This window comes from Vreelandella janggokensis, from assembly GCF_031451615.1.
GTDB lineage: Bacteria > Pseudomonadota > Gammaproteobacteria > Pseudomonadales > Halomonadaceae > Vreelandella > Vreelandella janggokensis.
Genome location: NZ_JARWAJ010000010.1, coordinates 1 through 16,774 on the forward strand (window position 1 = coordinate 1; position 16,774 = coordinate 16,774).

13 protein-coding genes are annotated in these 16,774 nt (G+C 56.6%); 8 read left to right on the forward strand and 5 right to left on the reverse strand.

All coding sequences use genetic code 11. The features are described from left to right. The first annotated feature begins 228 nt into the window (after positions 1-228). Genes QC816_RS18085 through QC816_RS18095 form a run of 3 tightly spaced genes read left to right on the forward strand, consistent with a single transcriptional unit; the run spans position 229 to position 4,266 of the window. A complete protein-coding gene (locus QC816_RS18085; protein ID WP_199284535.1) occupies positions 229-1,002 on the forward strand; it encodes a GntR family transcriptional regulator in 774 nt (257 codons plus the stop codon). Further along, complete coding sequence (locus tag QC816_RS18090; protein ID WP_085920346.1) at positions 999-2,891, forward strand: sensor histidine kinase; 1,893 nt, start codon at positions 999-1,001, stop codon at positions 2,889-2,891. Before QC816_RS18085 ends, QC816_RS18090 begins: the two co-directional genes overlap by 4 nt. Beyond that, on the forward strand, positions 2,884-4,266 hold the full coding sequence (locus QC816_RS18095; RefSeq protein ID WP_085920345.1) for a sigma-54-dependent transcriptional regulator: 1,383 nt from the start codon (positions 2,884-2,886) through the stop codon (positions 4,264-4,266). Before QC816_RS18090 ends, QC816_RS18095 begins: the two co-directional genes overlap by 8 nt. Here the strand turns inward: QC816_RS18095 and QC816_RS18100 are convergent. From QC816_RS18100 to QC816_RS18110, 3 genes are all read right to left on the reverse strand, one after another. Further along, entirely contained in the window at positions 4,242-4,913 is a 672-nt protein-coding gene (locus QC816_RS18100; protein WP_085920344.1) for a metal-dependent hydrolase, read from the reverse strand. The genes QC816_RS18095 and QC816_RS18100 overlap by 25 nt on opposite strands. Before the next feature lie 89 nt (positions 4,914-5,002). After that, complete coding sequence (locus tag QC816_RS18105; protein ID WP_309783825.1) at positions 5,003-5,551, reverse strand: gamma carbonic anhydrase family protein; 549 nt, start codon at positions 5,549-5,551, stop codon at positions 5,003-5,005. Between the two features lie 36 nt (positions 5,552-5,587). After that, positions 5,588-6,928 (reverse strand): sodium-dependent transporter, encoded by a 1,341-nt coding sequence (locus QC816_RS18110; protein ID WP_309783828.1) that lies wholly within the window; start codon positions 6,926-6,928, stop codon positions 5,588-5,590. Positions 6,929-7,091: 163 nt separating this feature from the next. On the opposite strand from QC816_RS18110, the gene prlC reads away from it, so the two are divergent. The 4 genes from prlC (at position 7,092) to QC816_RS18130 (ending at position 13,002) form a co-directional block, all read left to right on the forward strand. Beyond that, positions 7,092-9,140 (forward strand): oligopeptidase A, encoded by a 2,049-nt coding sequence (gene prlC / locus QC816_RS18115; protein ID WP_309783829.1) that lies wholly within the window; start codon positions 7,092-7,094, stop codon positions 9,138-9,140. A gap of 56 nt (positions 9,141-9,196) precedes the next feature. Then, positions 9,197-9,454 carry a YheV family putative zinc ribbon protein gene (locus tag QC816_RS18120; protein ID WP_186254621.1) on the forward strand — a complete coding sequence of 86 codons (258 nt, stop codon included), beginning with the start codon at positions 9,197-9,199 and terminating at the stop codon, positions 9,452-9,454. A 274-nt stretch (positions 9,455-9,728) separates the two neighbouring features. Then, positions 9,729-10,709, forward strand: a complete 981-nt coding sequence (locus QC816_RS18125) for a TAXI family TRAP transporter solute-binding subunit (RefSeq protein ID WP_085917723.1) — start codon at positions 9,729-9,731, stop codon at positions 10,707-10,709. A gap of 91 nt (positions 10,710-10,800) precedes the next feature. Next, positions 10,801-13,002: a TRAP transporter permease gene (locus QC816_RS18130; protein WP_199284531.1), complete on the forward strand. Its 2,202-nt coding sequence runs from the start codon at positions 10,801-10,803 to the stop codon at positions 13,000-13,002. A gap of 88 nt (positions 13,003-13,090) precedes the next feature. On the opposite strand, the gene metF is transcribed toward QC816_RS18130, so the two are convergent. Further along, the gene (gene metF, locus QC816_RS18135; protein ID WP_199284530.1) at positions 13,091-13,933 is read right to left on the reverse strand and encodes a methylenetetrahydrofolate reductase [NAD(P)H]; all 843 of its coding nucleotides are present in this window, start codon (positions 13,931-13,933) and stop codon (positions 13,091-13,093) included. A 144-nt stretch (positions 13,934-14,077) separates the two neighbouring features. Between metF and QC816_RS18140 the strand changes: the two genes are divergently transcribed. Further along, on the forward strand, positions 14,078-15,013 hold the full coding sequence (locus QC816_RS18140) for an AEC family transporter (protein ID WP_309783833.1): 936 nt from the start codon (positions 14,078-14,080) through the stop codon (positions 15,011-15,013). A gap of 26 nt (positions 15,014-15,039) precedes the next feature. Here QC816_RS18140 and ligB read toward each other — a convergent pair whose 3' ends face one another. Beyond that, positions 15,040-16,713 (reverse strand): NAD-dependent DNA ligase LigB, encoded by a 1,674-nt coding sequence (ligB, locus tag QC816_RS18145; RefSeq protein WP_309783835.1) that lies wholly within the window; start codon positions 16,711-16,713, stop codon positions 15,040-15,042. Between the last annotated feature and the right edge of the window lie 61 nt (positions 16,714-16,774).

The window sequence follows — 16,774 nt, forward strand, 5'->3', positions numbered from 1 at the left end:
TACCTCATTCACCGCTGGCAACGCTGGGCGTCCCCGGCAGCGGATGCGTACTTTACGGCTTTGCTGACGAGGACGCAAGGGGTGTGCGGAAAAATTCTACTTAAACCACCCCGACTACTTGACCCCGTTCATTTGAAGCACTGACAAAGGCGCCCTGTCCTGCCTGGCAGCTTGAGTTCATTACGTGACAACCCTATCATTGGTCTTACCAATTTAGAGAGCCATTCAATGAACTACCCTCCGCTACGCCAGCAGCGATTAGCCGATGTGATCACCGAGCGCCTGGAGGCCATGATACTAGAAGGTAGCTTGAAACCCGGGCAGCGCCTACCGCCCGAGCGAGAGCTTGCTGAAAGATTTGGTGTGTCACGGCCTTCCTTAAGAGAAGCGATACAGAAACTATCGGCTCGCGGCTTGTTAACGAGCCGTCAAGGCGGAGGCACCTTTGTCGAAGAGTCGCTTAATAGCGGGTACACCGACCCGTTGCTGGAGATGCTTTCCCGGCATAAAGAGTTTCATCTGGATCTCCTTGAGTTTCGCGACGCCATGGAGGGCATTTCTGCTTATTACGCGGCATTGCGCTCTACGCCAGCCGATAAAGCCGTTCTTATACAACGCTTTGAAGAACTTGACGGCGGATTTGTCGGTGCCAACCCTGCCCAGGAAGCAAAGTTGGATGCGGCCTTTCACCTGGCCATTGCAGAAGCCGCCCATAATGTTCTGCTGTTACATACGATTCGCGGTATTTTTCATCTACTTGAACAAAGTATCGTGGATAATTTAGCCCACCTCTTTGCCAAACCGGATTCACGCAGCCAACTGATGCAGCAACACCGGTCACTGCTGGATGCCATCATTGAGGGACGGCCCGAAGACGCACGTACACGCGCTCACGAACACCTGGTATTTGTCGAGGACGGTTTGCTGGAAGTAGCTCGAGCTGAAACGCGCGCGCAGCGTGCCTTGCGCCGTGCCCAAGGCACGAGTTCGGCACCCTCATGAACATTCCTTTATTCCGCTGGCGGTATCTATGGTTGATCGCTGTAACGCTAGGGCTTTTCTTGTGCATGTGGCAAGCATCGCTCCTGGCCCGCGAACAGGCACTTAACAACCTTCAGCAAGAGGCGGAAAACGAACTTCGCCTGTCCGCCGCTAACCTCAATGGCTACCTGTTACGTTACGACTATCTCCCCCAGATGCTTGCCACGCGCGAAGGTGTACAGCGTTTTCTCGCCTCGCCGGACAGCCAGGACCCGATGCCCCTCAACTTATTGCTGGATCGGTTTCGCTTCACCTCTGGCGTTTCTGACGTTTATCTATTGGACCGCAATGCTGACACAATCGCGGCCAGCAACTGGCACCGTCCAAACACCTTCATCGGACAAAATTACGCGTTTCGCAGCTATTACCAAGATGCAATCGCCGGTGGACAGGGGCGCTTTTACGGACTCGGCCTGCAGTCGCAGGAACGCGGTTATTACTTCTCGTCCCCGGTATGGCTCGATGACACCTCACCCGACGCGCGTCCCGATGGCGTCCTGGTCATTAAAGTATTGCTAAACGACGTGGAAGAAAGTTGGGCCGAACAGGAATCCACTCTGTTCGTTACCGACGACGACAATATCATTTTCCTCGCCAGCCAACCCGAATTGCGCATGAGTGCACTTTATCCACTGACCGACGAACAGCGGCAATCACTGCATGCAACAAAGCGCTACGGCCAAGAACCCTTACCCTCCTCGGGCATTCAGGTGGAAGATATCTTGAATGTACATAGTCGCGTCGTGACGTTTAAAGAAGGCCCGCTCAGTGACGAGCACTATCTGAACCTGACCCGAGAAATCCCTGAGTTTAACTGGCAAATGCATATACTCAAGCCGCTAAGCCCCGTCGTAAACGCCCAATGGATGGCCGCCTTAATGGCCGGCGGCCTCTATGGAATCGTCGCTCTGGCCGCAGGTATCGGCTGGCAGCGGCTTCGGCTTCGCCGTGAGCGCGAGACATTCGCCGAGCGCGAGCGACAGACGCTGGCCCGCGTACGGGATGAGCTGGAGATAAGCGTTGAGAGACGCACCCGCGATCTGGTTGCCAGCAACCAGCGCCTTTCTGATGAAATAGATGAACGTCGCCGTGCAGAGGCCAACCTACGTCAAACCCAGGACGAACTCATCCAGGCCGCCAAGCTCGCGGTATTAGGCCAGCTCGCCGCCGGCATTAACCACGAGCTTAACCAGCCACTAGCGGCTATTCGCGCCTACAGCGAAAACGCCCGACGCTTTATCGAACTGTCCCGGGTAGAACAGGCAGATGCTAATCTGGAGCAGATTATCGAGCTCACCCACCGGATGGCCGACATTAGCGCCCAGCTACGCCAGTTTTCCCGTAAAAGCAGCGACCACCCAGAGACTGTTTCCGTTCAGGCGTGTGCCGATTACGCCTTGCGCCTCTTCCAGAGCCGACTTCGTGATGATCGTATTGACGTTGAACAGCAGTGGCCCGAGGACACGCTTTGGGTAAAAGCCGATCTGGTACGCCTGGAACAGGTACTGGTCAATTTAATCGGCAATGCCCTCCAGGCCATGAAAGAGACGCCTTCACCGCAGCTTATGCTTAGCGCTCAAGCCAACCATCAGCAGGTGATTATCCGGGTTGTTGATAACGGTCCTGGCATTCCGTCCCAATACCTTGAACAGGTTTTCGAGCCGTTTTTCACTACCAAAGCCCCGGGTAGCGGGCTAGGATTAGGGCTTTCCATTTCATCGCGTATCATGGACGATCTAGGCGGCAAGTTGCAGGCAGCCAACCTGCCTGACGGCGGCGCCTGCTTTACCATTACACTCCCTCTCGCTCCCGCTCCGCGGACTACCCAGGAGACTCCTTCCGATGCATGAGCCGTCGACGCTGCCGGTCATGGTGATTGACGACGAACCGCATCTGCGCATCACCGCCAGCCAGACCCTTGAACTTGCCGGGTATACGCCCCACTGCTTTGAATCCGCCGAAGCGGCGCTGGCCGCACTACCCACCAACTTTCCGGGTGTCATTGTCAGCGACATTCGCATGCCGGGTATGGATGGCATGACGTTGCTGCACGAACTGCATCGTCGCGACAGCACCCTGCCAATCATTTTGATTACCGGCCACGGTGATATTTCAACGGCCGTCGAGGCCATGCGCGCCGGGGCGTGGGATTTTCTGGAAAAGCCTTTTGCCGGTGACGAATTGCTCGACGTGGTGCGCCGGGGTATCGAAAAACGCCAGCTCAGCCTGGAAAATAATCGGCTAAAAGCGGAACTTGAAGCTCAACAAGCGGCACTCGGCCCACGCCTGGTGGGTAGAACGCCGGTGATCTCCCGCTTGGCCGCGATGATTCAGCGCATCAGCCAAGTCGAAGCTGACGTACTGCTGTTCGGCGAAACCGGTACCGGCAAAGACCTGGTGGCCCGAGCCATTCACGAGCGCAGCGCAAGGCGCAACCACCCTTTCATGGCGATTAACTGTGGCGCCGTGCCTGAACACACCATCGAGTCTGAACTGTTTGGCCATGAAAAAGGCGCCTTTACCGGTGCGGTTGAACGGCGAATCGGCAAGTTTGAGCACGCTAACGGCGGCACCGTCTTTTTGGATGAAATTGAATCCATGCCCCTTGCCCTGCAGGTCAAACTGTTACGCGTACTCCAAGAACGACATATTGAGCGGCTGGGTGCCAACGATGTGATACCTCTCGATATCCGTGTGATTGCTGCCACAAAAATCGACCTCAAAGCCGCCGCCGAGGAGGGTCGCTTTCGCGAAGATCTTTATTACCGGCTCAACGTGGTCACCTTACCGCTACCAGCGCTGCGCGAAAGGCGTGAGGATATACCGCTACTTTTCCAGCATTTTGCCGTCGTGGCTGCCAACCGCAGCGGTCTGGAAGCGCCCACCATCGACAGCCATGGCATTGCCAGTCTACTTGCCCACGACTGGCCAGGTAACGTACGTGAATTGCGCAACCTGGCCGAGCGCTACGTATTGCTTGGCGCGGCCTTTGACTACCGGCTGGATGCTCTGCTTGAAGGCGCTCAGGCAGATACCGAAGAGCCAACGCTTCCCCGCCAGGTCGAGCTGTTTGAAAAAAGCCTGATCAGCCAGTCACTTTCCCGCCATCATGGACGCGTCACCGAGGTCTGCCACCATCTTGGCATTCCGCGCAAAACGTTCTACGACAAGCTGAAAAAACATGGGTTACACGCTGACGACTACCGCCATAGCAGCGATCCTTGATTGATCAGTTCGCCCAACACCCCCCAGGGAGGCAGGCAGGGCCAGAGGGGCAACAAGGCAATCAGCATCAACATATTCGACAGCGGGCGGCGACAATCGCCAAACTTCAGCGCCGTACCGAAGGACCGCTTGAGCCGAGCGCCTTCCAAGTCGACGCTGTAGATTTCGTCCAACAGCAAGTGAATAACAAACCCGATCCATACCGCCGCCCCATGCGACCAGGCCAGCCACGCTGGCTGGGAAAGCAGTTGAAAGCTCACGGCCGTTGTCAGCAGCGCGCATAAAAGGCTCGCCAGCAGTGAATGCCAGATACCGCGGTGTACCGTAAAACGTGAAAACGTGATCCCCGCGAGATAGCGCACCGCAAGGTAGACGCCACCGCAGGCCATTAACAACTGCCCAGAGGACAGCCAAGGCTGCAATATAAGTACGCCCAGCACCAGTGCCGGTATGGAAAGGATATTGAAAATAAGCCGGATCGAATGCGACCGGTCAGCATCGATATCGGGCAAAATACCGCCAAACGCGGTCAAGATCACCATCAATAACGCCTGGGAAGGTGCCCACCACTGCAGTTGCCAGCCAGCATAAGCCAGCAGCATACCGCCTGTAGAAGCCACCGTGATATGGGTGCGAAAATTCGCCATGTCGTGCTCGACCGGAAAACTGTATAAATTAACAGATTTCCAGTCGATACAATACGACTTTCCAACAAAAAAAGAGGGGAATGAATCGCTTAAGTGTCACTTGATTCGGCAAGGAAGCGATCTTTCAATTTGACGTAATTACCCGCGGTGTAAGCAAAGAAAGCGCGCTCCTTATCTTTTAGAGGACGCAATGCCTTGGCCGGGTTACCCGCATAAACATGGCCGCTTTCCAGATGCTTGCCCGGCGTCACGAGCGCCCCGGCGGCAATGATGACTTCATCGTCCACCACGGCACCATCCATGACAATCGCCCCCATGCCAACCAGAATACGGCTTCCCAGTGTACAGCCATGAAGGATCGCTTTATGGCCGATGGTAACGTCGTCACCCACGGTAAGCGGGAACCCCTCGGGATTGTAGTCACTGGCATGGGTGATATGCAGCACGCTGCCATCCTGGACGCTAGTGCGGGCACCGATACGGATACGATGCATATCACCCCGTATCACTGTCATCGGCCACACCGAGCTGTCGTCACCCAGTTCGACGTCACCAATCACGACGCTGGCCGAGTCGATATACACCCGCTCGCCCAGACGCGGCGTCATGCTACTGAAGCTTCTCAACGCACTGCTCATTGCATGCTCCTCACTTTAGATGCAGATGGTGGCCCACTATAGCAACCCGCTAAGCAGAACCATAAGCGTCAGCGGTATCGACACCCAGCGAACCACATTGCGCCAGCATAGATAACCGCGCTCACCCACGCCCAATGCGGCTGCGGCCGCACTGCGAGGCAGCACCCAGGCGGCAAAGATCGCGATCAACAGGCCGCCTAACGGCAGGAAAATATCCGGTGGAATACTGCTTACCAATTCGAATACGTTACGCCCTAACAGCGGACGAAAGTCAGCGAGCGTAGAGAACGACAACGCCGATAGCAGACCAATCGACCACACGCTAAGCGCCACGACGGCCGTTGAGACGCTCCGCCGCCAGCCAAACCCTTGTAATGTGGCCACCATGGGCTCGGCCAGGTTGATCGCCGATGTCCAGGTCGCTAACAGTAGCAGTAGAAAGAACACACTCAGCCATAGCGACCCCCAGGGTAGCTCTGAAAAAGCGATCGGCAGTGTCACAAACATAAGCCCTGGACCATCGGCAGGATCCATGCCCTGGGAAAACACTACCGAAAATATCGCAATACCGGCCAGTAGCGCCACGCTGATGTCCAATACTGCAACCGCCACGGCAGCCCGTGGCAGGCTCTGCTCGTCAGGCATATAGGCACCATAAGCCATCAATGCACACGCCCCCACTGCCAGGGTAAAAAAGGCATGCCCCATGGCATGCAATACAACGGAGGGCGTTAGCGCTTCCAAGGAAGGTAAAAATAGCCAGGACAGGGCTGTACCAAAACCGCTGGTCGTGGCCGCATAGGCCGCCAGCAACAGCAATAGGCCATACAGAAGAGGCATTAACAGATTATTTAATCGTTCCAGGCCTTTGGCAACGCCCGCCGCGACAACCACCATGGTCATCAACAGAAACAGCGTATGATTAAAGATCAGCAGGCCTGGATTCGCCAGAAAGGCATCGAAACCAGCACCAATTTCAGCAGCACTGGCGCCCCTGAAGTTGCCGTTGATGGATGCCACCAAAAACTCGATGGACCAGCCAGATACCACCGAGTAAAACGACAGGATACAAAACACCGTGAAAGCACCGAAAAGGCCCAGCCAACGCCAGTGTCGTGAGGCACCCGCTTCCGCCGCCAGAGCCCCCAGTGCCTGCATGGGCCCTCGGCGTCCGGCGCGGCCAATTAATATCTCTGCCATCATCACGGGCATACCGAGTAATATTACAAAGGCCACGTAAATCAATAAAAACGCCGCACCGCCATTCTCTCCAGCCACATAAGGGAAGCGCCAAATATTACCCAGTCCCACCGCAGCACCCGTTACCGCCAGGATAAAGGCCCGTTTTGACCCCCAGCGTTCTAGCGTTTTACTCATTGATGATTCCCGCCTTGGTGCCCTTAAAAGCCCGCAAGACTAACAGGCACTGGGCTGAAGGCAAGTCAAGGTAGTACCCCAGCATTGAAACAACCCACGTTCGCCCGCACTCTAACGACATGACAGCGCTTGTCGCGCTCCCACGATACCCCAAGAGGTGACTATGTCCCGCAATCCGCTGCTCGAGATTCACTCGCTGCCCCCCTTCACAGATATTCGCGCTGAGCATGTGGTCCCAGCAGTTGAAACCCTGATCAGCGAAAGTCGTGACACAATTGATCGCCTTGCTCAGCAGGCCGCTGAAACAACCCCCACATGGGAAACGTTTGCCGAGCCTATCGAGGCCGTTAACGACCGGCTCACCCAGGCGTGGTCCCCGGTCTCGCATCTCAACGGCACCATGAATACGCCTGAGCTTCGCGACGCCTACCAAACTTGCCTGGAACAGCTTTCCGAGTTCAGTACCTGGGTGGGGCAACATGAAGGCCTTTTTCATGGCTGGCAAGCGCTCAAGGCGGGGTCTGCCTGGACTCAGTTAAGCCCGGCCCAGCAGCGCACTGTCGATAACGCGCTACGCGATTTCCGCTTGGCGGGCGTCGACCTGCCCGCCGATAAAAAAGCCCGTTACGGCGACATTCAGGCGCGCCTTTCGATGCTATCCAACCAATTTTCCAATAACGTGCTCGATGCCACACAGGCCTGGCATAAAGATATCAAACATGCAGACACGCTGGCGGGCTTGCCGCAAAGCGCGCTAGACACGCTGAAGGCGACAGCGGAATCCAAGGGCATCGATGGATTCCGTATCACCCTCGACTTTCCCAGTTTCTTTCCAGTGGTGAGTTATGCCGATAACCGGGAACTGCGCCGCGAAGTCTATACCGCTTTCGTCACCCGCGCGTCCGACCAAGGGCCAGACGCCGATAAGTTCGACAATGCGCCCATTCTCGAAGAAATTCTGACGCTGCGCCAAGAGCTCGCTCACCTGCTGGGCTTTGATACCTACGCCGACTATTCGCTGGTCACCAAGATGGCCGACTCGCCTGAGCAAGTGCTTACGTTTCTGACCGATCTGGCGAACCGTGCCGTACCTCAAGCCAGGCAGGAAGTTACCGAACTCAGCGAATTTGCGCGTAATGAGCTGGGTATCGAGACGCTTGAACCCTGGGACGTAGCTTATACCAGCGAAAAACTGCGCGAAGCACGCTATGCGATTTCGCAAGAACAGCTGCGCCCTTATTTTCCTGCACCACAAGTCGTCGATGGGCTGTTTCAGGTGGTTGAGCGGCTCTATGGCGTACGCTTTGCAGAAGATACTGACGTTGCGCACTACCACGACGACGTGCACTTCTACTGGATCACCGACAATGATCAGCCGATTGCCGGCTTCTACCTTGACCTGTATGCCCGCGAAGGCAAGCGTGGCGGTGCCTGGATGGCGGATTGCCGGGTACGCCGCCAGACGCATGATGGTTTGCAGCTTCCCATCGCTTTTCTTACCTGCAACTTCACCCCGCCAGTCGGCAACAAGCCCGCGCTGCTGACCCACGATGAAGTCACCACGCTGTTCCATGAGTTTGGCCATGGTTTGCACCATATGCTGACCAAGCAAACCATTGCTGACATCTCAGGCATTAACGGCGTCGCCTGGGATGCCGTCGAACTGCCGAGCCAGTTCATGGAAAACTATTGCTGGGAACGCGAAGGGCTCGACCTGATAGCCGGCCACGTCGACAGCGGCGACCCACTTCCAGAGGCTCTTCTAGAGCGCTTGCAGGCCGCCAAAAACTTCCAGTCAGCCATGGGCATGGCGCGTCAGATTGAGTTCTCGCTGTTCGACCTGCGCTTGCACCACGAGCTCGATTCTCCCTGCGCCAGCGATGCCCAGGCGCTACTCGACGAGGTACGCCAGAGCGTTTCCGTGGTCCCCACTGTGTCCTTCAACCGCTTTCAAAACAGCTTCGGGCACATTTTTGCAGGCGGCTACGCGGCGGGTTACTACAGCTACAAATGGGCAGAAGTGTTATCGGCCGATGCCTGGAGCGCGTTTGAAGAAGCCGGTATCTTTGACCCCACTACCGGCCAGCGCTTCCGGCAAGAGATTCTCGAGCAAGGCGGCGCACGCGATGCTGCTGACATATTCCGAGCCTTTCGCGGCCGCGAACCCAGCGTCGACCCGTTATTACGTCATAGCGGGATCCGTGCCGCTTAAACCCGCCCCCTACCTGAGCGCGCCCTCCTTTGAGGGCGCGCCATTGGAGCCTGATGATGTCGAGCGTAAAACGTTTTATTGCAGGCGTGACCTGCCCACGCTGTGCGGCCATGGATCGCATTCGTGCCTGGGAGCAGAACGGTATTCGTTACCGGGAGTGCGTCAGCTGTGATTTTTTCGAACAGCTACCCATTGAGGATGAAGCACCTGGCGAGCTGACCACCCGCGTCAATCAAGCCCGTCCGGAGCCCGCCCAGAATGAGATACAGCCTGTGCGGATCATGGATCCAGACCACAAATCGTCCGACTCATAGCGATTGAAAGATCGCTGTCCTACTTTCACGACGCCTTCATGTGTGCGGATTAACGCACACAAAACCATGCGTACCGTGCGCAACCCCAGACACTTTGTTCTTGCCTCTATACGACTAACGTTGAAAACAAAAATTTTAAGCATCTGTTTTTAAAAACAAAATCCTTTTTTGGCACGACAATCGCTCTAGTTTATAGCTCACCGCTGGTGGCGTTGCCTCACTCGCATACCGCCGGCGTGTTAATAACCTCAATAAACAACTAGGGAAATTCGCCATGCGCAATTTTAAACCGACCACATTGGCATTACTGACCAGCAGCGCGATTCTGGCGGCCGGTAGCGTCCATGCCGACCGCGAAGACTGGCCGGACAACTTCACCGTTGGCACGGCTAGCCAGGGCGGTACTTACTTCGTTTATGGCTCCGGCTGGGCCAACTTTATCGCTGATGAGTTAGACATCTCAGGCGGTGGCGAGGTGACCGGCGGCCCTACCCAGAACCTGGCACTGGTGCATAACGGCGATGCCGCCTTTGGTCTGGCCACCATGGGCCCGGCTGCCGATGCGGTGAACGGCAAAAGCCCCCTCGCCCCGGGACTGGAAATGGACAACGTCTGCGCGATGTTCCCGATGTACGAAACCCCGTTCTCAATCACCGTGCTCTCCGACAGCGGCATTGAATCAATTTCCGATATTCCCGATGGCGCACGTATCGGCTTTGGCCCATCGGCGTCCACGTCTGACACCTACTTCCCGGCAATGCTGGAAGAGCTAGGCGTCAACTTTGAACGCCGGAATGGCGGTTGGTCCGACCTGGGTGGTCAGCTGCAGGACGGCTTGCTGGACGTCATCGCCTTTGCCGCTGGCATCCCCATCCCGGCCGTCAGCCAACTCGAAGTCCAAACCGATGTAAACATCATCGAGTTCAATGAAGAAGAGTTGGAAACGGTGATGAACGCTTTCCCTGTGGCGGAATTCTCCATCCCGGCTAGCACTTATGAAACGCTGGAAGAAGACGCACGCGCCGTTTCCATGTGGAACTTTGCCATCGCCGGTTGCGACCTGCCTGAAGACTTTGTTTACGAAGTCACCAAAGCCACCATGGAAAACAACGACCGCATGATGTCGGTCCACCGCAGTGCAGCTACCACCATTCCTGAAAACATCAAGCACAACACTGTGCTGCCTTTCCATCCCGGTGCCGCTCGCTGGTATGAAGAGAACGGCTACGAGATCGACGAAGACATGATCAAGTAAGCAACACTTGTTGTCGCCTGCCCCAGCCAATCAAGATTGGCTGGGGCAGTTTTCGCTAATGCCCCTTTGTTTGCTGTGAGGGTGAACTCTAATGAGTCACAAAACCGACCAAGAACCCAACGGCCTCAAGGATGATGCCCAGGATGCTGAATCTGCCCCTGAGTCTATTGTCGAGGGTGTCGATGAAGAGATTGTTGAATCCAACCGCCGTCTTTTTACCGGCTGGCAGTTTTTCTTGTTTGCGGCGTTAGCCATTGCCTATTCAAGTTTCCACCTGATTTCACTTAACGTGTTTCCTTTGGAAACTTGGTCGTTTCGTATCTTGCACATAGCCGGTGCGCTTATTCTCGGTTACGGGTTATTTGCAGGTGCTCGTTTTGCCGAAGACGACCACCAGGCATCTGGCGCTGCCTTGAAGTGGGCAAGTTACGCGCTGCTTGTTCCCGCCACCTATACACTTGTGCAAGTGTTCCTTATGCACCAGACCCTCAGTGGCGAAGCAATGCGTATCGACCCCAGCGTCGAGAACTGGCATTACGGTTATCCGCTCATGGCGACCACCGCCGGTGCCATTGTACTGTCATGGTTTTATCGTCAGGCCCGCCATCGCTTTAATCCGGCAGATCTGGTGCTCATGGTGTGCGCGGCCGCCAGTGCAGGCTATCTGCTGGTGGCGTTCAACACCAACATACGCATGTCGACCGGCACGTCCTTTGCCCCGTCAGGTATTTCCTGGGCGGCAATTGCAGGCTCCATGCTGATTCTGGAGTTGACCCGCCGCGTCGCCGGGTTGGCGTTGGTGGTCATCTCAGCGGTATTCTTGACCTATGTTTTTGCAGGTCCTGCGTTGCCCGGCTTCCTGGGCTACCCCGGCCTTTCGCTGCAGCGGTTCTTCAGCCAGGTATATACCGATACGGGCATTCTCGGGCCCACCACTGCCGTATCGTCGACCTACATTATTCTATTCATTATTTTCGCTGCCTTTCTGCAGGCCTCCAAAGTGGGCGATTATTTCGTCAATTTCGCCTTTGCGGCGGCTGGGCGAGCTCGCGGTGGCCCGGCCAAGGTGTCTATCTTCGCGTCGGGCCTGATGGGCATGATCAACGGCACATCCGCCGGTAACGTCGTATCGACCGGCTCGCTGACGATCCCGCTGATGAAAAAGGTCGGTTACCCCGCGCGAAGTGCGGGCGCGATTGAAGCGGCCGCCTCTACCGGCGGGCAGATCATGCCCCCGATCATGGGCGCGGGCGCCTTCATCATGGCCGAAGTGACCGGTATTCCGTATACCGAGATTGCCATTGCCGCCATTATTCCTGCCGTTCTCTACTTTGCATCCGTCTACTTCATGGTCGACTTTGAAGCGGCCCGTAAAGGCATGCGCGGCATGCGCAAAGAAGAGATTCCGCTATTCTCCCGGCTGATCAAGCAGGTCTATCTGTTTGCCCCCATTATCATCCTGATCGTTGCTCTGTTCATGGGTTATTCGGTGATTCGTGCGGGGACTCTGGCGACGGCATCAGCAGCGGTTGTCAGTTGGATTTCACCTAACAAAATGGGCCTTCGTGCCATTTTGAAAGCGCTCCAACTGGCCGGCACCATGTCAATTCAGATCATCGCTGTGTGTGCCTGTGCGGGTTTGATCGTTGGTGTTATCTCGCTGACCGGCGTGGGGGCACGTTTCTCGTCGCTGCTGCTCGGTCTGGCAGGCGTCAGCCAGCTTCTGGCTCTGGTATTCGCCATGCTGATCAGTATTCTGCTGGGGATGGGCATGCCCACCACGGCGGCATATGCCGTGGCGGCTTCGGTCGTCGCGCCTGGCTTGATCAACATCGGCATTGAACCTCTGGTTGCCCACTTCTTCGTGTTCTACTTTGCGGTGGTCTCCGCCATTACCCCACCGGTGGCACTTGCCTCCTACGCGGCAGCGGGTATTTCCGGCGACAACCCCATGGGCACCTCGGTGGCGTCTTTCAAGATAGGGTTAGCCGCTTTCATCGTGCCGTTCATGTTCTTCTACAGCCCGGCCATGTTGATGGAAGGCTCTGCCATGCAGATTCTGCGCGTCGGGGTTACCGCAACACTGGGTATCGTATTGCTATCGGGCATGGTCCAGAAATGGTTCTTCGGTCCAGTGAATACACTCCAGCGTATCGTCATGCTGGTAGGTGCGATCTTCATGATTTACGGCGGTATTTATACCGATGTAGCAGGCCTGGTCATTGGTGCCATCCTGTTTATCATGCAGCGTAAACAGCACGGCGGTGGCAACAAGACGCCGCAAACGGGCTAATTGACTCAAGTCGCTAAACGCGAAGCCTAAAAAACCCCGCTCAAAGTTAACTGAGCGGGGTTTTCGTATTTCGGGTTCATCTATCGGCCTAGCCGCTCAGGTTATCAACAACCTTCAACACCGGCTTGGACTGATTAAGGGTATAGAAGTGCAAGCCCGGTGCCCCGCCATCCAGCAAACGCTGGCAGAGTCGACTGACGACATCGGTGCCAAAATCGGCAATGGCTTCGCTGTCGTCGCCGTAGGATTCCAGCTGCTTGCGAATCCAGCGGGGGATTTCCGCGCCACAGGCGTCGGAAAAGCGCGCCAGCTTGGTGTAGTTGGTAATCGGCATGATGCCCGGAATAATCGGCTGCTCAACGCCCAATGCGCGGGCTTTATCAACAAAGTGGAAATAGGCATCCGCGGTAAAGAAGTATTGGGTAATCGCCATGTTGGCCCCCGCCTTCATTTTACGCGCAAAGTTTTCCACATCCCTGTCTAGATTCGGGGCCTGTGGATGAGATTCTGGATACGCAGCAACGGCAATATCAAAATGATCGCCTGTTTCATCGCGAATGAACTCGACCAGCTCATTGGCGTAGCGCAGCTCACCGATGCTGGCCATACCGGATGGCATGTCGCCACGCAGGGCCACCAGGCTGTCGACGCCTTCTTCTCGGTACTGGGTCAACAGATCGCGCAGTTGGGCTTTTTCGCTCCCAATACAGGACAGGTGCGGGGCAGTCGTAACACCGCTCTGACTCACCTTGCGAACAATCTCACGAGTACGCGCCTGAGTCGAACCACCGGCACCGTAGGTAACCGAGAAAAACCGCGGATTGCGGGCGGCCAGTTCATCGCGTGTCTGGATTAGCTTGTCGCGCCCGGCATCAGTGCCCGGAGGAAAGAATTCAAAGCTAATACCTAGCGGATGCTCGTGGCGGCTCATGGGATTTCCTCATAATGTGACAATAGTCATGATATTTTGGGGTATTCTCGCTGTTCCGTTGCGCTGAGGCTAATGAAAGATTCCACGCTCGGCCTTTAATTCGGCTCATGTTGATCAGTGACTACTCTTATTACCGGAGGGTAAATGGACCTTACACCTGGGGCATTGGTTGGGCCGCTACTCATGTTACTCGGCTATGTGGGGTTAGGCTGGCTAGCCGCCCAACGGCTCAAGCTCGACCCTCGCCCGATTGCCACGCTGCTAGTTTATCTGATCGCTCCCTTTACCATTTTTCGCGCGCTGATGAACGGCGGTCCAACGCCTGACTACTTACTACTCACATTAGCGCTGTTCATTGTCGCGAGCCTGATGGCACTGTTGGTACAACGCGTCACGCGCCACCGCTTTGGCGAACAGGAAGCCGCCCTGCTGGCATTTTCCTCAGGAACGGGCAATACCGGCTACTTTGGCTTGCCGATTGCGTTGATATTGCTACCCCCCGAGGGCGTTACCCTTTACCTGTTCTGCATGCTGGGGATTAATATCTATGAATTTACCGTGGGCTTTTACCTCAGCGCCCGCGGTCGCTTTTCGATACGCGAGAGCTTGATCAAGATTTCTCGTTTACCGCTTATCTACGCTTTCCTGTTAGCGTTACTGCTTAGCGCCCTTGAGATCAACGTCCCCGCCACGGTCATGAGTTCCCTGCAAGTGTTCCCCGCCACCTACACGTTGCTGGGGATGATGATTATCGGCATGACCCTAAGCCAAGTGACGCTTGCCGCCTGGGATACGCGCTTTGTCGCTTCCTGCTTGGGGCTGCGCTACCTGATGTGGCCATTGGTCATGCTAGCGGCCGTTTTAATACTGCAGTGGGTGGCGCCACTTTCCACGAAACTGGCCTTGGCACTGTTGTTAATGGGCGTAGTGCCCATGGCCGCCAATGTCGTGGTGGTGGCCATGGAACTGGGCATCCAGCCCCAAAAAGGCGCCTTAGCAGTGCTGGTCACGACACTGCTTGCGCCGCTGCTAATTCCGCTCTATCTCGGTTTAATGCTACGCATGACGGGGCTGGGCTAGATTCGTTTAGCCAGCAACTTGATACGTTAAAACCCCTCAACCCCCACTTCGTTTAACCGTGCAGCCATCTGCTGCACGTCGGGATGGCTAAAGAACGCCACCAGCGCTTCGGCACGCACCGGGCCAACACCCGGCTGGGCCTGCCACTCGGAAGGCGTCAGGCCCGCCAGGGTAGACCAGTCGCCCAAGCGAGCACTACCGCCGGGCGGCATCCCCAGCGCTTCAAGCCAAGTGGCGTAAGGGGCGAAGCGCGCGGCTTGAAACTGCTCCATCAACGAAGCGGCGGTAGTATTGCCAATACCGTAAGCCTGCTCAAGCTCGGCTGGCTCAAGGCTCAGCCAGCCCAATAAGCGGGTGACCACGCCCGCCTCCATCAGCGCTTGCCAGGTCCCCTCACCAATCCCTTGCATCTTCAACTGGTCGCCAAGATAAGTGAGCCGCGACAGCAGCTGGCTTTCGCAGCCGGGGGTTAACTCAAAACAGCTCAGCGGGTGAAAGCGCTGCGGTGATGGCGGCGTGAGCGGTGAACGCTCCTGGGTATGCCATACCACCTCGGTCATCTGTGGAATCGTCAGTCCGCCCAGGGTGACCGCCACCTGGTCGCCGGGGCGAACATCCAGTGATTCCCAGCGCTCCAGGGAACCTAATGAAACACGGCTAATGCGCCGCCCTTCCAACAGTACTGGATTGAGCCATACCAGCGGCGTCACTTGCCCGGTGCGCCCGACGCGAAACTCAATGCCGCGCACTTCTGCCAGCGCCTGCTTAGCGGGGTATTTCCAGGCCACCGCCCACTCCGGTGGCGACGATGACCAGCGGCGTACGCCGGGGCGCTCGGCCTGCTTGAGGACGACGCCGTCAGTGGCAAACGGTAACGGCCCGTTAAACCATTTATCCCGCCAATAAGCCGCATCACGGCGATCATCAAGTCGGTGGGTATAGTCGGCAGTATCAAACCCTAAAGCACTTAGCTGTGCGAGACGATCAGCCATATTCTCGGGGCCATCAGGCCACCCCCAGATAAACAGTCCCACTTGCTCTCGGGTGTGCGGCGTCGGCGCTTGCTGGGCCATCGCGCCGGCGACATTCCCCCGCGCCCCCGTGGCGGGGTTTCGTGATTGGACATGATCCATCAAACGCCAATACAGCTCGCCCTGCAGAACGCCGGAAAGCGGCGTGGATAACCTATTGGGCACAGCAGGCAACTCACGGACACGGGCCGTCCAATCCTGGCCGCGCTCGCCATCACCACGACTCACCGCTTCTACCAGTTCCCCCTCCTGGTAGCGTAACGTGACCGCCACACCATCGACCTTGGGTTGTATCCAAAGGTTATTCCGGCGGCTGCTAAAGCGTTTCACCCCTTCGCTATCGGTTTTTTCAAGGCCGGTTTGCGCGTAAGGATGAGCGCGAGTGTCGCGGGTACTGGTGATGCGGGTCAACGGTTGGTGACTGGGAACCTTACCCAGGCACCTCTGCCATTCAGCCAAACGTGCCACGGCTTGATCGTAGAGCGCGTCGTCAATCAACGATACGCCCTGATCATGGTAGGCACGATCCCAAACGGCTACCTGCGCCGACAGCGCCCGGCTCTCGCGTGTCAGCCGTTCAGTGCTCCAGCCGGGACACTCGTTTGCCTGCACCGTTAGGGAGACGGCCATCAGCCACCCCACCAGCCATCCCTGCCTATAGCGTTTCATCACCACCAGCCTCCGCCAATTGTCCATTAATGACGTTAGCCTAGCGCACTGCGCATAAAAA

What these genes read in the sequence shown, in the direction of transcription:
- QC816_RS18085 (WP_199284535.1), top strand. Translation starts at nt 229, where the DNA reads ATGAACTACCCTCCGCTACGCCAGCAGCGATTAGCCGATGTGATCACC.
- QC816_RS18090 (WP_085920346.1), top strand. Translation starts at nt 999, where the DNA reads ATGAACATTCCTTTATTCCGCTGGCGGTATCTATGGTTGATCGCTGTA.
- QC816_RS18095 (WP_085920345.1), top strand. Translation starts at nt 2,884, where the DNA reads ATGCATGAGCCGTCGACGCTGCCGGTCATGGTGATTGACGACGAACCG.
- QC816_RS18100 (WP_085920344.1), bottom strand. Translation starts at nt 4,913, where the DNA reads ATGGCGAATTTTCGCACCCATATCACGGTGGCTTCTACAGGCGGTATG.
- QC816_RS18105 (WP_309783825.1), bottom strand. Translation starts at nt 5,551, where the DNA reads ATGAGCAGTGCGTTGAGAAGCTTCAGTAGCATGACGCCGCGTCTGGGC.
- QC816_RS18110 (WP_309783828.1), bottom strand. Translation starts at nt 6,928, where the DNA reads ATGAGTAAAACGCTAGAACGCTGGGGGTCAAAACGGGCCTTTATCCTG.
- prlC (WP_309783829.1), top strand. Translation starts at nt 7,092, where the DNA reads ATGTCCCGCAATCCGCTGCTCGAGATTCACTCGCTGCCCCCCTTCACA.
- QC816_RS18120 (WP_186254621.1), top strand. Translation starts at nt 9,197, where the DNA reads ATGTCGAGCGTAAAACGTTTTATTGCAGGCGTGACCTGCCCACGCTGT.
- QC816_RS18125 (WP_085917723.1), top strand. Translation starts at nt 9,729, where the DNA reads ATGCGCAATTTTAAACCGACCACATTGGCATTACTGACCAGCAGCGCG.
- QC816_RS18130 (WP_199284531.1), top strand. Translation starts at nt 10,801, where the DNA reads ATGAGTCACAAAACCGACCAAGAACCCAACGGCCTCAAGGATGATGCC.
- metF (WP_199284530.1), bottom strand. Translation starts at nt 13,933, where the DNA reads ATGAGCCGCCACGAGCATCCGCTAGGTATTAGCTTTGAATTCTTTCCT.
- QC816_RS18140 (WP_309783833.1), top strand. Translation starts at nt 14,078, where the DNA reads ATGGACCTTACACCTGGGGCATTGGTTGGGCCGCTACTCATGTTACTC.
- ligB (WP_309783835.1), bottom strand. Translation starts at nt 16,713, where the DNA reads ATGAAACGCTATAGGCAGGGATGGCTGGTGGGGTGGCTGATGGCCGTC.